The 13,908-nt window shown below is 42.8% G+C and carries 11 protein-coding genes; 5 read left to right on the top strand and 6 right to left on the bottom strand.

Translation table 11 applies throughout. From position 1 onward, the window contains the following. Positions 1–80: 80 nt before the first annotated feature. The 3 genes from L0G63_RS11505 to infA all read left to right on the top strand — a co-directional run bounded on the left by L0G63_RS11505 (position 81) and on the right by infA (position 2,392). Complete coding sequence (locus L0G63_RS11505; RefSeq protein ID WP_367618367.1) at positions 81–1,166, top strand: asparaginase; 1,086 nt, start codon at positions 81–83, stop codon at positions 1,164–1,166. Positions 1,167–1,209: 43 nt separating this feature from the next. Next, positions 1,210–2,049: a tRNA pseudouridine(38-40) synthase TruA gene (gene truA / locus L0G63_RS11500; protein WP_301450783.1), complete on the top strand. Its 840-nt coding sequence runs from the start codon at positions 1,210–1,212 to the stop codon at positions 2,047–2,049. 121 nt (positions 2,050–2,170) lie between these two features. Next, positions 2,171–2,392 carry a translation initiation factor IF-1 gene (infA, locus tag L0G63_RS11495; RefSeq protein ID WP_021814850.1) on the top strand — a complete coding sequence of 74 codons (222 nt, stop codon included), beginning with the start codon at positions 2,171–2,173 and terminating at the stop codon, positions 2,390–2,392. Between the two features lie 253 nt (positions 2,393–2,645). On the opposite strand, the gene L0G63_RS11490 is transcribed toward infA, so the two are convergent. The 5 genes from L0G63_RS11490 to leuC form a co-directional block, all read right to left on the bottom strand. After that, the gene (locus L0G63_RS11490; protein WP_301450782.1) at positions 2,646–3,923 is read right to left on the bottom strand and encodes a L,D-transpeptidase family protein; all 1,278 of its coding nucleotides are present in this window, start codon (positions 3,921–3,923) and stop codon (positions 2,646–2,648) included. Positions 3,924–4,211: 288 nt separating this feature from the next. Further along, positions 4,212–5,315, bottom strand: a complete 1,104-nt coding sequence (gene leuB / locus L0G63_RS11485; RefSeq protein ID WP_301450781.1) for a 3-isopropylmalate dehydrogenase — start codon at positions 5,313–5,315, stop codon at positions 4,212–4,214. Positions 5,316–5,355: 40 nt separating this feature from the next. Continuing rightward, positions 5,356–6,078 carry a hypothetical protein gene (locus L0G63_RS11480; protein ID WP_301450780.1) on the bottom strand — a complete coding sequence of 241 codons (723 nt, stop codon included), beginning with the start codon at positions 6,076–6,078 and terminating at the stop codon, positions 5,356–5,358. 155 nt (positions 6,079–6,233) lie between these two features. Further along, positions 6,234–6,884, bottom strand: coding sequence for a 3-isopropylmalate dehydratase small subunit (gene leuD / locus L0G63_RS11475; protein ID WP_301450779.1), 651 nt, complete (start codon positions 6,882–6,884; stop codon positions 6,234–6,236). 141 nt (positions 6,885–7,025) lie between these two features. Beyond that, the gene (gene leuC / locus L0G63_RS11470; RefSeq protein WP_301450778.1) at positions 7,026–8,444 is read right to left on the bottom strand and encodes a 3-isopropylmalate dehydratase large subunit; all 1,419 of its coding nucleotides are present in this window, start codon (positions 8,442–8,444) and stop codon (positions 7,026–7,028) included. A gap of 466 nt (positions 8,445–8,910) precedes the next feature. On the opposite strand from leuC, the gene L0G63_RS11465 reads away from it, so the two are divergent. Further along, complete coding sequence (locus tag L0G63_RS11465) at positions 8,911–9,783, top strand: LysR family transcriptional regulator (protein ID WP_301450777.1); 873 nt, start codon at positions 8,911–8,913, stop codon at positions 9,781–9,783. A gap of 465 nt (positions 9,784–10,248) precedes the next feature. After that, positions 10,249–11,748: a sodium/proline symporter PutP gene (gene putP / locus L0G63_RS11460; protein WP_301450776.1), complete on the top strand. Its 1,500-nt coding sequence runs from the start codon at positions 10,249–10,251 to the stop codon at positions 11,746–11,748. Positions 11,749–12,212: 464 nt separating this feature from the next. Here putP and L0G63_RS11455 read toward each other — a convergent pair whose 3' ends face one another. Further along, complete coding sequence (locus L0G63_RS11455; RefSeq protein ID WP_301450775.1) at positions 12,213–13,568, bottom strand: outer membrane protein transport protein; 1,356 nt, start codon at positions 13,566–13,568, stop codon at positions 12,213–12,215. Positions 13,569–13,908 lie beyond the last annotated feature (340 nt).

Genomic DNA, 13,908 nt, shown 5'->3' with positions numbered 1-13,908 from the left:
CTGGAACAATTTTAGCGATCAGCAGTGCCTATTTGCGAATGTTCAACACGCCCTATATTGACACGACGGCCTCTTTTTTTATGATCAAAAACATATCTGACCCCATTCAATTGATCTATGCTGGTGGTACCTTTGGTAGCTATGGCAAACCTCTAGCGCCGCTATCGGCAGACATCTTTTTGCCAACTCTACAAAAACTATTGGCTGAGCAAGGCAATACGACTGATTCACTCACGATTTCATGGTTAGCCAATACGCTGATCAAAGACAGTAGCCAGTTGACGCCCGCTGATTTTATCCATTTTTATCAATTGTTGCTGGACGCTTATAATCAAGGTGATAAACGCTTTGTGTTAATCACTGGTACTGACACGTTGAGTTATTTAGGTGCATTTTTAGCAGAAGCTTTTGCCGGTAGCGATATTTGTATTGTGGTCACTGGAAGTATGCGACCGTTATTAGATAGTGAAGTGATTCACTCCTACGATATCGATGCTCATAGCGATGCTTGGGGCAACCTTAACGACTCATTAAAACTGGCAGCAGCTGGTGAATCAGGTGTCAAGATTAGCTTTGGCGGCGAATCGTGGCCTGCACAAACCGTGCAAAAAATTCACAGTCATGACCTTATGGCCTTTACTGGTCACTCTCGAGCGGCTTATCCAGCCAATAGCTATATTAAACAGCTCTCAGATACACGTAGACAGCACTGGCTTGATGATCAACAAGCGCTACTACCAAGTATCAGAGAACGCGCTGATAAGGCCATTATTCACGCCATATACTGCTTGCCCAATGATGTTCAGGTGATAGACGATCAATTACAAGCTTTATTGTCGCAGCCACCATGTGGCGTTATTCTGTTGGGTTTTGGTGCAGGGAACGTCCCCTACTCCGATACGCTCGCCGATACGCTTAATCGTGTACATGAACATGGACACCTAGTGGTTTGTGCCAGTCAATGTCCGTTTGGTGGGGTTAGTGATAGCTATGCCGCTGGTAGTTGGCAATATGACTATCATGTCATTGCTGGTGGTCGTCTGACCATACCTGCTATCTATGCACGGCTGCTATGGTTACTGCTACGCTACGACAGTCCAGCAAGGCGCAAACAGCGCTGGCTAAATAATGTCAGTCAGCCTGGCACAAGCATCAAAAAAAGATAGTCATCACTTAACTAACGCCCATTTTATAAGCTTATAAATCAATATGTCTAAGATTGAAAACCCAGAGTCTGAATGCTCACCAACGTATACTTTGGCAATTGCTATTGAGTTTTTGGGTACCCATTATCATGGCTGGCAACGACAACGCGAAGTGCTGGGGGTACAAGAAGCCCTAGAAACAGCCATCGGTAAAGTTGCCAATGAGCCAGTCGAGGTCATTGCCGCTGGGCGTACTGATGCTAGTGTCCATGCCAGCAATATGATTGCTCACTTTACAACTCACGCTTATCGCCCTACTCATAACTGGTTACGCGGCGTTAATAGCCTGCTGCCTGACGATATTGCCCTGCGCTGGATTCAACCAATGCCAGCTGATTTTCATGCACGGTTTGGTGCGATTGCCCGTCGTTATCGCTACATCACCCTCAATCAGCCCCAGCGTCCTGCGATACTGAACCATCAAGTAACACACATTTATGAGCCTTTAGACCTAGCAGCCATGCAACAGGCAGCGGCCGATATTGTCGGTACACACAATTTTAGTAGCTACCGTGCTGCTGCCTGTCAGTCTAATCAGCCCATACGTACCGTCAGTCACGCCAATCTCTTCACTCATGGGCAGTTTATTGTCTTTGATATACAGGCGGATGGATTTTTGCATCACATGGTGCGCAATCTGATGGGCACATTATATGCGATCGGTAAGCATGAGCTAGTACCAGCCGATTTTTTGAATATTTTAGATAAAGAGGATCGGACAATTGCACCGCCCACTGCCTCAGGAGACGGTCTATATTTCATTAATGCCTACTATCCTGAGCATTTTCAGCGTTTATTGCCAAACGCACCACTGACCCCTATCTGGTTAAATTTACCTGAATAAGTGGATACAAACTGACATACATATCACTTACATGCTGTCAAGTCTAAACGAGGTTCTGTATTGCTTTAACCGGCTAACTTACGTATAATATGGGCTTATTTTTAATTGATTGATATAAATTATGGCAAAAGACGATATTATCGAATTTGAAGGTGAAGTCATTGACACCCTTCCTAATACTTTGTTTAAAGTTCGTTTAGAAAATGGACACGAAATCATTGCACACATCTCTGGTAAGATGCGTAAACATTATATTCGTATTCTGACCGGTGACAAAGTTAAGGTTGAAATGACCCCTTATGACCTATCCAAAGGTCGTATCACTTACCGTGGTAAGAACTAAATACGTGCTAACCAGTATGGCTATGAGTGTATTTAAAAAACAGCCAATAGCTAAATAACGTCGTTATCGCTGATAGCTGATATAGACGCTTGGGTGGTTCAACTGATAATAATAATGAAAACGCTAACCTGCTCATTATTGCCTATCACTGTTTTAGTTGTTTAGTACTAGCTGTTTGTTTTTACCAAAAAAATACCGCTGATATTAGCGGTATTTTTTTTATCTGCGTTTTATAAAATAATTAAACGATGAGTTATTTGAACTCGACAGTGGCATCGTTCTTGATAACACCTAATAAGCTCAGCGCGTCCCAGTTAGTAAGACGGACACAACCTGCTGATGCTTGACGGCTAATACGCTCAGGGTCAGGTGAGCCATGAATACCATATGAGGGTTTGCTAAGACCAATCCATACCAAGCCAACAGGGTTGTTCGGTCCTGGCGGAATAATGGATTTTTCGCCATCATCACCAGTATAGGTGTAGTTGGGCTCGTGAATTTTGACCTTGACCTGATGTGTACCAGTTGGGGAAGGCGTTGCTGTGCTCCCTACTGTCGTCGGATAACTGGCAACCAGATTGTTATTATCATCGTAGGCATATAGAGTTTGCGTCTCTTTGTCAGCGACTACGCGACTCACTGGCGTGGTGTTAGGGTTACCTGGGTTATAAACAATAATGGTTTCGCCACTTTTGAAACTGGCGTTAGGATTGAGTGACTTGAGATAATCACGGCTGATATGGAATTTTTCGCCCAACGCCTCAAGAACACTTTCATAATACATACCATCTAGCTTGGCTTTGGCTTCAGCACCGGCAGGAATTTGAGTGGTTTCGACGTTTACATCATCATCCGTTAGCTGATAGCTGACCAATACAGGCTGTGAGGTGAGTGTGCTGTCTTTGGTCAAAGCTTGCCACGTTTTTGCATCAAGCGCTTCTGTGACTGGTAAACCCTGTGACTTTTGGAAAGCTTGCATGGCTTTGCGAGTGTTTTTTCCCCAATAGCCATCAACAGCGCCAACGCCATTGTTATTCCAGTTGAGTAAGGCTTGTATTTTAGTACCTGTATTGCGATCGATCTTACTGCCCGCTGTCCATGTCGCTTGATTCACTTTTTTAGCAGTATCTGACAATTCTTTTGTGCTGTATGTAATCTTAGGTAGTAACTCATTGAGCGAGTCTGCTGCTTGGCTATTACCATCTATTTGCTGACTGACGCCATTGGTAACGGGACTAATATCATCACTATTTGCTGCTGTGTTATCTGTTTGGTCAGAGTTAGTAGTATTGTTGCTATTGTTATTCTGGCTATTATTGGTATTTATCTCGTTTTTAGCGTCTGCGTTCATGGCGCTATTTGTCGTATCAGTCTGCGCATCGTTATCTGTCATATTGCTATCAGATGACTTGCTATTGGTGGTCGTCTGCACACTGTTTTCAGTCGTATTGGCATTACTGCAACCCACCAATAGTATCGATGCAGTTCCCATTGCCAGAACGACACTGCCAACTTTGAGTAGTTGAGACATAAAAAAACTCCCTAAATAATTACTATGTATCGAAAAATTCGTTATAGGAGTATAGTGCCATAGCTCTACCACTATTCCCTAACAGCTTTATGTTAATAACTGACTATTCCTACTGTGCGTTTGTTAATAAGCACCATAATACTTGGCGTCATTTATACTTATGAGGCAGGTGCAATCTGATCTACAAAACAAAAAACCCATAAGCCATTCGATGACTTATAGGTTTGGAGTTTTGGGTGTGGAACTCAAAGATTATGCTATTAAAAACGCTATATAGTATTTAGCAACTTAGCGCAATTTTGCTAAAACGGCTTGCCCCATCTCTTGGCAGCCTACTTGCTTAAGTCCAGCTTCACTACGGTCTAAGATATCAACTGTGCGGAAGCCATCATCAAGGACATCGCTTACTGCTTGCTCAATCGCTTGCGCCGCTGCTTCTTGTTTGAAAGTATAACGCAGCATCATGGCAACAGATAAAATGGTCGCCAGTGGATTGGCTTTGTCTTGTCCAGCGATATCAGGTGCTGAGCCATGACACGGCTCATACATGCCTTTGCCATCTTCATCTAAGCTCGCTGAGGGCAACATACCAATTGAGCCAGTCAACATCGCCGCTTCATCAGATAGAATGTCACCGAACATATTGCCCGTGACCATAACATCAAACTGCTTAGGGTCTTTAATCAATTGCATACAAGCATTGTCAGCATACATATGCGACAGCGCCACATCGCTATACTCTGCTTGCTGCATCTGGATCATCGTTTGCTTCCACAGCTCAGTTACCTCTAGGACATTGGCCTTGTCTACTGAACACACTTTTGATGGTGTACCTGCTGCTTGGGCGCGCGTTTTCGCTAATTCAAACGCCACTTTTCCTATACGCTGAATCTCGCTGGTGCTATACACCATAGTGTTATAACCTTGCTGCTCACCGTTTTCTAATGTGCGAATACCACGTGGTTCACCAAAGTAAATACCGCCTGTCAACTCGCGAACGATCAGCAAATCTAAACCAGATATAATCTCAGGTTTGATGCTTGACGCATTGGCTAACTGCGGATAGAGCTTTGCCACACGTAAATTGGCAAACAGACCAAGCTCACCACGGATTTTGAGTAGACCGCGCTCAGGACGCTTACTGCGTTCAATGGCATCCCACTTAGGACCGCCAACAGCACCTAATAATACAGCATCGGCTGCGCGTGCACGCGCTAACGTTTCATCAGGCAGAGGCTCTCCTGTGGCATCGATGGCCACGCCGCCTATCAATCCAGACTCTAGTGTCAGGTCAAGCGAAAACTTTTCATTGACTGCCTTGAGTACATCAATGGCTTGAGTCATGATCTCAGGGCCAATGCCATCACCTGCTAGTGTTAAAATCGTTGCCATACTAATCCTTTTGGATATATTTTTATTGGTTAATGAGCTTTTATAATGTGGTTATTTTTTTGGACGTAGTGGCTGTGGAGTCTGTATTAACCATATCAGTCTCTACAAACTCACCTTGATGCTCGGCCCCTAGTTGCTTACAGAATCGGCGCTGCACCTTATTGCCTTGCAATAGCTCAATACATAAAGGCTCAGGTGATGCCGTTTCTAGTAAACTGCCCGATTGTGCACTTGTTTTCTTTTGATACGCACGTAACTGATAAGTACCTGACTCAACAAAATCATGAATCATCGCAAAACGCTCAACATATTCCATATTTTTTTCTGGATAAAAATTGACATGTATTTCGTGCTTTTTAGGCATCATGCGTGCATAGTAATTGGTTAAACCCGGCACACCAGAAGCAGTGAGTGGCACGACCTTTATGCTATTTTTGTTGAGAAGCGGCGTCATATCCATATTCATTTGAGCGGGGTTAGTCGCATTATAGTTTGGCGGCGCTTCTACCATCTGAGGATTGACTGGTTCATGACTGTCAGGCGCAATAATAAGCGTATGATCTATTTGCACGATTTCGCAATGATACGTTCCCACACACATGATATTGACTTCGCCATCAATAGGTTGAACCTTGCCTACCCACGCCTTAGCACTGTCTGCTTCATCTATTTTTTTATAGCCCGTCAATAACTGACAGCCTGACAAAAATAAGCTTGCAGCAACAATGGTACTTGTCCATAAAGCATAACGTTTTTTATTCATAATGGCGGCTACTGTTTATCAGAGAGATAATTTATAAGGAAGATAATAAAATGTATCAAAAACTGTCCTCCATTTTAGCCAGTTAACCGCCAGAACTCAACGCTGCGTTGCATCCGCACCGTTGTTTTATTCGCAATCAATGACAAAGTTGCTGTTTAAGCACGAACATCATTAAAGATCCACGGTGTTTTTTGCATCATTTTATGTTCATAGTCTTTAATTACATCACTTTGCTGCAAGGTTAAACCGATATCATCTAGCCCATTTAACAAGCAATGTTTGCGAAAAGCATCCACTTCAAAAGCATACTCTTCACCTGTTGGTGTAATCACGACTTGACGCTCAAGATCAGCGGTCAACTCATAACCCTTATTGGCGATAGTTGCTTTCATCAACGTGTCCACAGTCGCCTCATCTAATACGATCGGTAACATGCCATTTTTAAAGCAGTTATTGTAAAAAATATCAGCAAAACTTGGTGCAATAACCGTACGAAAGCCGTATTCTGATAGTGCCCAAGGGGCATGCTCACGACTAGAGCCGCAGCCAAAGTTTCTACGTGCCAGCAATATCGTTGCGCCTTGATAACGAGGCTTATTCAAGACAAAATCTGGATTAATAACGCGTGTGCTATGATCTTGGCCTGGATATCCTTCATCAAGATAGCGCCAATCATCAAATAAATTCACGCCAAAGCCTGTACGTTTAATAGACTTCAAAAACTGTTTTGCGATAATTTGATCGGTATCGACGTTTGCGCGATCAAGTGGGCAAACGATACCGGTTTGGGTGTTATAAGCTTGCATAAAATTTCCTATCAATTATATTTTTGCTGGCTGACGATCTTGATAAGCGTATTAAACAGCAAATAAATTTTTACCGTTTTGACACCATGCTCATATATTTATCGTTGATATAAGCATGATGTCAGCTACTTATTATCAGTCTTAAAACGTACGAACATCCACAAAGTGGCCTGCTAGTGCGGCAGCAGCTGCCATTGCTGGGCTAACCAAATGCGTACGACCACCATTGCCCTGACGACCTTCAAAGTTACGATTAGAGGTCGATGCACAATGCTCTTGTGGCTCAAGCTTGTCAGCATTCATCGCAAGACACATCGAGCAACCCGGCTCACGCCATTCAAAACCGGCTTCAGTAAACAAAGCATCTAAGCCTTCAGCCTCTGCTTGTAGTTTTACTTGTCCAGAGCCTGCTACGACGATGGCTTCTTTGACACTATCCGCTACTTTGCGACCTTTGATAACTGCCGCTGCATCCCGCAAATCTTCGATACGAGAGTTGGTACATGAGCCAATAAATATACGATCAAGCTGAATGTCCGTGATTTTCTGACCAGCTTCTAAGCCCATATAAGTATAAGCGCGTAACCAACCCTCTTCTTGCGCCTCATCAATGGCTTGGTCAGGTGTTGGTACCGATTGGGTGATATCAACGACCATCTCAGGTGAGGTGCCCCAAGATACTTGCGGCGCTATTTGACTACCGTCAATCTCAACCACCGTATCAAATACCGCATCATCATCTGAATATAATGTACGCCAGTAGGCCTCAGCTTGTGGCCACTGCGACTCGTTTGGCGCGTACGGACGACCTTTGACATAATCTATCGTCGTATCATCAACTGCCACCATACCCACACGAGCACCTGCTTCAATCGCCATATTACAGACGGTCATACGGCCTTCCATACTCATGTCTTCAAACACTTGACCTGCAAATTCAATCGCATGTCCTGTACCACCTGCCGTACCAATCTTGGCAATAATAGCCAGTACCACGTCTTTTGAAGTCACGCCCGCACCAAGTTGACCAGTGACGCGGATTTGCATATTTTTTGATTTCTTTTGAATCAAACACTGCGTGGCCAATACATGCTCCACCTCAGAGGTACCAATACCGTGAGCCAAACAGCCAAGTGCGCCGTGTGTGGCGGTATGCGAATCCCCGCAGACCACGGTCATACCAGGCAAAACCAACCCCTGCTCTGGGCCAACAACATGCAAAATACCTTGGCGTACATCGTTAATCGTAAACTCTGCAATATCAAACTTGGTGCAGTTTTCGTCCAATGTGACCACCTGCAAGCGCGATACTTTATCTTTGATACCAGGCACACCCGCGAGACGCTCTTGGGACACGGTTGGTACATTGTGATCAGGGCTTGCGATATTGGCAGACAGACGCCACGGTGCTCTATTTGCCAGCTCTAATCCTTCAAAGGCTTGTGGACTTGTGACTTCATGTAATAGATGGCGATCGATGTAAATCAAGCTCGAACCATCATCACGTTTGGTGACTTCGTGAGCATTCCAAAGTTTGTCGTATAACGTTTGACCAGCCATGATGCTATCCTTTATTAATGACTTAATTTTTCGCTTGCTTGCCTATCGGTAAGCTGGAGTGTTTTATTCGTTTATAGGTTCATCTATCTTATGATACTCATCTGCTTCATCGCCTTATTGGTATCACTGCATTAGTGTCACTGCGGTTTCAAGTGAGATTATCAAGAATATGATGAGAGCATTATTTTATCATCAACCCTGATGAATCGATATTGTTGAAACCTAACGCTTAAAAATCTGGGTGTATGCACCAAAATAATCGATCAAAACATGTTTTAGACCACAAATAATCAAGATAAGTGAATAAATATGTGACAATGCGTCTTGATGTCTTGTGATTATAGCAGGCAAATCCTATAATAATAATTGATGATTTTTAACCAGATGCAAACTTTTATTTCTAATACATTGTCATTGGATCCGCCCACTTTTATTTATAGCTCGCAAAGTAGCTAAGGAAATTCGTTTGAACACCACAAATTTGACGACATTCGTTACCGTTATGCACACTGGCAGTATCTCAGGAGCGGCAGAGAAGCTTTTCATCACTCAGCCTGCCGTCAGTAAACGCATCAAAAATTTGGAAGATGAGTTTAACATTACTTTGTTTGATACTGTCGGACGCGGGATTGTACCTACGCAGGCTGCTATTGAGATGCTGCCACACGCCAAACGCTGGCTTGAGGATTATGAGAATTTTAAGATTAACTTACAACACTCTCAGCATATCGTCTCTGGCAAGCTTGTCATTGGTACAAGCCACCATATTGGTTTGCACCACTTAGCGCCTGTGCTCAAGCATTTCATCCAGACTTACCCTGCTGTTCAGTTAGAAGTTCATTTTGTTGACTCAGAAAAGGCCCACAAAGCAGTACTGGACGGCGATCTGTCATTGGCGTTTGTAACACTGCCGCCTGTATATGATAAGCGCCTGACCTATCATACGCTTTGGTCAGATCCCCTGTATTTTATGACAGGGACACTATCACCTCTAGCGACCAAATCTAATGTTACTTTAGAGCAACTTGCGCGCTACCCTGCTATTTTGCCTTCAGCCAATACGTTTACCAGCCAAATTACCTTGGCTGAATTTGCCAAGCATAACCTGAAACCTTATGCCACAATGAGCACGAACCCCCTTGAATCCATCCGCATGCTGGTCTCTGTTGGCCTTGGGTGGTCCGTCCTTCCTCAGACGATGGTTAGTCAAGATTTAGAACGTATCGATATGGCGGATAATATTGAGTTACAACGATATTTGGGTGTGGTTATCAATCCAAAGCTCACACAATCTAGTAGTCTAACAGCTCTTCTAGACTTGCTTGCACCTATAGAATGATAATTATTCTAATATAACAATTTAGGCAATTAAGCTATTCGCATTTGTGACTCTCATACGTTATAATATGCTTGACGTTGTTTTAATAACAAAAATTTACCACAAGGACACTGATAGTCATATATTGAATACTTCTAGTAAGATATGATGGTTAACAGTAGGTTTTGATTGATGACGTAAGTTGCTAATACTCATATATAAATAGCAGATGCGAGCAATGACAGTAGATAAGTGGGATGCGATGTTCCCGTTGTTCTCTATCTCTATATGAGTGCTAGCCATATAACGATTATCAATTATATAAAACTACAAAAAATACTGAAAAAAGCCATTATGTCTTAATTAATGGCTTTTTTTGTCTTTGAATATTGGTCTTTAAATATTGTTTGAAACATCGCCTTGCAAGACATAACTTTTATAGTTAAAAATAATTAAAGCCAACGATGTTGGTTAAGGATAACTTATATGAACGGAGTTTCTAGTGGCGTGCTTATATCACTTGGCGCCTATTTTTTAGTGATGATTGGAATTGGTGTTTATGCTTATTTTAAGCAAGCCAATGATACCGAGGGTTATCTTTTAGGAGGACGTAATCTAGGTCCAGCAGTTACTGCACTTTCAGCAGGCGCATCGGACATGTCAGGTTGGTTGCTACTTGGTCTACCAGGCTACATGTATGCAGATGGTGTGGTGAGTATTTGGATCGCACTTGGTTTGACTCTTGGTGCCTTATTGAACTATCTCATCGTAGCACCGCGTCTTCGTGTTTATACCGAAGTTGCTGATAATGCGATTACTTTGCCTGACTATTTTGCCAACCGCTTCGAAGATAAATCGCATATGCTGCGTGTAATCTCCGCTTTGGTTATCATTTTATTCTTTACTGTCTACACAGCGGCAAGTCTCGTAGGCGGTGGTAAGCTTTTTGAAAGCTCACTTAACCTATCTTACACCACAGGACTTTGGGTGACTGCTGGCGTCGTTGTCGGTTACACGCTATTCGGTGGTTTCTTAGCAGTATCGATGACTGACTTTGTTCAGGGTATCATCATGCTGTTTGCGATGGTCATTGTACCTCTTGTTGCCTTTACGGATCTTGGCGGTGTTTCAGCCACGACTGAAGCCGTTAGAAACATTGATCCAAGCCTACTAAATATTACCAGCGGTATGAGCCTCATCGGTATCATTTCACTCATGGCATGGGGTTTAGGATACTTTGGTCAGCCGCATATTATTGTGCGTTTTATGGCAATCCGCTCAGTACGAGATGTGCCTACTGCGCGTAATATCGGTATGAGCTGGATGATTGTCAGTCTTATTGGTGCGCTCATGACTGGTTTTGCTGGTCGTGCTTATGTACAAAAGACAGCTATGACGTTAGATGATCCTGAGACTATCTTTTTAGTATTCACTCAGTTCCTATTCCACCCGTTGGTTTCAGGTTTTCTATTAGCAGCGATTTTAGCGGCCATCATGAGTACCATCTCATCGCAGCTATTGGTAGTATCAAGCTCATTAACCAAAGACGTTTATAAGCTATTCTTTGACAGAGATGCACCAGAAGCTCGTCAAGTATTGGTTGGACGTATCTCAGTTGTCGTGGTCGCTATTGTTGCTATCTTGTTAGCTTCTGATCCAGACAGCTCAGTATTGAACCTAGTATCAAACGCATGGGCAGGATTTGGTGCAGCGTTTGGGCCGTTGGTTATTTTCAGTCTCACATGGCGCCGCATGAACCGTAATGGCGCTGTTGCCGGTATGGTTGTGGGTGCATTGACGGTTATCTTATGGATCTATGGTCCTTTCCAAATAGATGGTATGGCACTAAATAGCTGGTTATATGCTATTGTTCCAGGCTTTATCTTAAGTACCATCGCTATTTTTGTAGTCAGTATCATGACGGGCGGTCCAAGAGAATCAGTCGCCGCTAAATACAAAGAGATGGAATTGAACCTGAACAAGTAGGTTTATACAGTAACTTTACCTTATCACTATAAAAAAACCTCGCCACTAATGGCGAGGTTTTTTATTGGTAGCTATTAATTATGATGTAAGTAGCTACTATTATAAGTAGGAAGGCTGCTCTAACCTTCTATTATGAGTATCTACTCTTAATAGAATAGCTATGTACTATTGCCAAATGGATCTGTCTAAACATGCCCCTACCTATATGGATAGCTAACTATCATATAGGTAGCGACAATGGATACATTGCTTACCATTCAATCAACTGGAAGGCAGATATCACACGTATAACAACATATGAGTAGTAAGTAGGTTGTAGCTATCAGTTATTAATTTACTCTCTGTAAAACACTCTAAATATCTTTCCATATCTAAGAGTTTTTATTCACTTCAAAATATTGGAATCAATAAAAAAGCGACCTATGATAGGCCGCTTTTTATTATCCAACAGTTATATAAGGAAGCTACTTTCCTTGATAAGAAAGCTTTAAACCAGCAATATAACCATCATTATCTTGGAAATCACCAACGATCTTTCCACTAGGTAGACGACCTTTTGCATCACCGAACCATAAGTATTTACCACCAGCAGACACGGCCCAGTTTTCCGTCACGTTGTATTTGGCACCAAGACCGACGCTGTAGTAGCCATCGATAGGACCTAACGACGTTGTTGGATCACCGGCACCACTATCCCAACCCACAGTACCACTGATAGCAAGTGCTGGTGCAACACGCTTGGCAAGACCAAGCTCCACTTGCCATTGGTCATCTTCGTATTCAACCAAGTCCAAACCATCAGGGCCGTAATTACGTTTACTAACGTCATTATATAATGGTGGTGTGATGACAAAATCGCTCCATGGTACCCAACGAACTTTTGCCGTTGCTAGAGTTGTAGGATTGATACCTGTTTGGAAATCAAAGTTGACTGATTTAGGGGTTGTAATCTCATAATTACTGTTCCGGTTAGCAGCCGCAGCCCCTATAGCCGCTGCCTGTGCTGGAGTCGCTCCTTGCTGCAAAGCAGCTCCTTGAGCCAAAATACCTGCTATAGGATAATTCTCAGAGATATCTATATCATGGTCAATCTCAGAACGATAAGTCAACGCCGCTTTTAAAGCAATTTCAGGCTTGCTATAGGCAATACCTGCTATATAACCATAATCCATATCAGGATTGCTGTTTGACGTATAACCAGTAGCAGGTCCATAAGCTAAGCCACGCAGCTTGGTTTCAGATTGGATACGCTGAGCAACTGGACCACCATAAATTTGGAAGTTTTTGTTGGCACCGAATTTCATTCCTAGAATACCAGTCAAGCTTTGGCTACGAACTTCAACGTTAGTATTCTCGCCTGCAGTGGCTGACTCAGCTAATGCTATGGCACCTGCAGTCTGTGGGTCTACACCATCACCTACCAAAGCCCCTCCTGAAGCGTTCCTGTCTTCACTTGCAACGAAATTACTTTGCGTGTATTCAGCAGCAGCACCAAAAGGCTCGTCATATAGCACACCCACACTGAACGTGTCGTTGATATCAGTCTTCACGCCATAGCGGAAGAAGTCATAAGATTCAGCAATATCACCTGTTTTGTCGCCGCGCTCATAGTCATTTTGGCCAGGGTTGACATTCGAACTATCGTAGCCGCTTACATCAGCGTCAATATAAGTATAGACCGCTTCAGCGTAAGTGCCATCTTGAAAAAAAGCAGTGACATCTTGACCTGAACGATCAAGACCAGCAGCATTGGTTACGCTAGCAACAGAGAGAGTAGCAATAGCTACTGCAAGGGTTTTCATGTGAAAGGTAGTGCGCATTGTGTATCTCCAACAGTCCTTGTTGTATTAATACTTTAATAACCATTACGTAGCATTGCTATGCTTAATACTGGTATTACTAAAGTTTCGTCCTAAGTTGAATACTAATGCCTTTTTGACACTAAAACAACATTTAAAGTGCTTTATTTCTCAATTATGACTGAACAGTACATATAAGATATAAATAAAATGCTGTGGTTTACTTTTTATCCTTAGTGTGATTTTTACGGTGAGGTCTATAGTCATAAAATAAATATTTTTACCTATAGTCTGTTAAATGTGATTTTTGGTGTAATGGACATTATTCATGCTGGCGTAGGCTCTAAAGCTATATACTGTC

Source organism: Psychrobacter sp. (assembly GCF_030454045.1).
In the GTDB taxonomy this organism is placed as follows: domain Bacteria; phylum Pseudomonadota; class Gammaproteobacteria; order Pseudomonadales; family Moraxellaceae; genus Psychrobacter.
The sequence above is the reverse complement of the archived record's forward strand: the minus strand, read 5'-3'. Positions and strand labels throughout refer to the sequence as shown.

Excerpts from the sequence above, each read along its gene's own strand:
- L0G63_RS11505 (WP_367618367.1), top strand. The coding sequence starts at position 81 with ATGATCAAAAACATATCTGACCCCATTCAATTGATCTATGCTGGTGGT.
- truA (WP_301450783.1), top strand. The coding sequence starts at position 1,210 with ATGTCTAAGATTGAAAACCCAGAGTCTGAATGCTCACCAACGTATACT.
- infA (WP_021814850.1), top strand. The coding sequence starts at position 2,171 with ATGGCAAAAGACGATATTATCGAATTTGAAGGTGAAGTCATTGACACC.
- L0G63_RS11490 (WP_301450782.1), bottom strand. The coding sequence starts at position 3,923 with ATGTCTCAACTACTCAAAGTTGGCAGTGTCGTTCTGGCAATGGGAACT.
- leuB (WP_301450781.1), bottom strand. The coding sequence starts at position 5,315 with ATGGCAACGATTTTAACACTAGCAGGTGATGGCATTGGCCCTGAGATC.
- L0G63_RS11480 (WP_301450780.1), bottom strand. The coding sequence starts at position 6,078 with ATGAATAAAAAACGTTATGCTTTATGGACAAGTACCATTGTTGCTGCA.
- leuD (WP_301450779.1), bottom strand. The coding sequence starts at position 6,884 with ATGCAAGCTTATAACACCCAAACCGGTATCGTTTGCCCACTTGATCGC.
- leuC (WP_301450778.1), bottom strand. The coding sequence starts at position 8,444 with ATGGCTGGTCAAACGTTATACGACAAACTTTGGAATGCTCACGAAGTC.
- putP (WP_301450776.1), top strand. The coding sequence starts at position 10,249 with ATGAACGGAGTTTCTAGTGGCGTGCTTATATCACTTGGCGCCTATTTT.
- L0G63_RS11455 (WP_301450775.1), bottom strand. The coding sequence starts at position 13,568 with ATGCGCACTACCTTTCACATGAAAACCCTTGCAGTAGCTATTGCTACT.